The 1,745-nt window shown below is 49.3% G+C and carries 1 rRNA gene; it reads left to right on the top strand.

What is annotated here, in order from left to right:
• Positions 1–105: 105 nt before the first annotated feature.
• Positions 106–1,681, top strand: a 16S ribosomal RNA gene (locus AC6UDG_RS07200).
• Positions 1,682–1,745 lie beyond the last annotated feature (64 nt).

Here is a 1,745-nt window from a genome sequence, read left to right as displayed (position 1 = left end):
AGTTGTAGAACTTAAAATTAAACATTTGCGAAGTCAATTCGCTTTTTAATTCTTTTGAAAAAGAATAACAACAAATAATAATGAGCTAGTAAAATTTCTCATTTCTAAAATGAGAGTTTGATCCTGGCTCAGGACGAACGCTGGCGGCATGCCTAATACATGCAAGTCGAACGAGCTGCGCTTATTGATAGTTGATGCTTGCATTAACTAGATTTAAGTTAGCAGCGAGTGGCGAACTGGTGAGTAACACGTGGATAACCTGCCCAGAAGAAGGGGATAACACCTGGAAACAGATGCTAATACCGTATAACAACGAAAACCACATGGTTTTCGTTTGAAAGATGGCCTTTGTGCTATCGCTTTTGGATGGATCCGCGGCGCATTAGCTAGTTGGTGAGATAAAGGCTCACCAAGGCGATGATGCGTAGCCGACCTGAGAGGGTAATCGGCCACATTGGGACTGAGACACGGCCCAGACTCCTACGGGAGGCAGCAGTAGGGAATCTTCCACAATGGACGAAAGTCTGATGGAGCAATGCCGCGTGAGTGAAGAAGGGTTTCGGCTCGTAAAACTCTGTTGTTAGAGAAGAACGGGCGTGAGAGTAACTGCTCACGTCGCGACGGTATCTAACCAGAAAGTCACGGCTAACTACGTGCCAGCAGCCGCGGTAATACGTAGGTGGCAAGCGTTGTCCGGATTTATTGGGCGTAAAGCGAGCGCAGGCGGTCTTCTAAGTCTGATGTGAAAGCCTCCGGCTTAACCGGAGAAGTGCATCGGAAACTGGGAAACTTGAGTGCAGAAGAGGACAGTGGAACTCCATGTGTAGCGGTGAAATGCGTAGATATATGGAGGAACACCAGTGGCGAAGGCGGCTGTCTAGTCTGTAACTGACGCTGAGGCTCGAAAGCATGGGTAGCAAACAGGATTAGATACCCTGGTAGTCCATGCCGTAAACGATGAGTGCTAGGTGTTGGAGGGTTTCCGCCCTTCAGTGCCGCAGCTAACGCATTAAGCACTCCGCCTGGGGAGTACGACCGCAAGGTTGAAACTCAAAGGAATTGACGGGGACCCGCACAAGCGGTGGAGCATGTGGTTTAATTCGATGCTACGCGAAGAACCTTACCAGGTCTTGACATCTTCTGTTAACCTAAGAGATTAGGTGTCCCCTTCGGGGGCAGAATGACAGGTGGTGCATGGTTGTCGTCAGCTCGTGTCGTGAGATGTTGGGTTAAGTCCCGCAACGAGCGCAACCCTTGTCATTAGTTGCCAGCATTCAGTTGGGCACTCTAATGAGACTGCCGGTGACAAACCGGAGGAAGGTGGGGATGACGTCAAATCATCATGCCCCTTATGACCTGGGCTACACACGTGCTACAATGGACGGTACAACGAGTTGCGAAACCGCGAGGTCAAGCTAATCTCTTAAAGCCGTTCTCAGTTCGGATTGCAGGCTGCAACTCGCCTGCATGAAGTTGGAATCGCTAGTAATCGTGGATCAGCATGCCACGGTGAATACGTTCCCGGGTCTTGTACACACCGCCCGTCACACCATGAGAGTTTGTAACACCCAAAGTCGGTTAGGTAACCTTTTGGAGCCTGCCGCCTAAGGTGGGACAGATGATTAGGGTGAAGTCGTAACAAGGTAGCCGTAGGAGAACCTGCGGCTGGATCACCTCCTTTCTAAGGAAAAATTCGGAAACCTTACATTATTGAAGTCTTGTTTAGTTTTGAGAGTTTTACTCTC

Source organism: Fructilactobacillus sp. X2R1C1, assembly GCF_059901435.1.
Note: the sequence above shows the minus strand (reverse complement) of the source record. Positions and strands in the feature narration are given on the sequence as shown.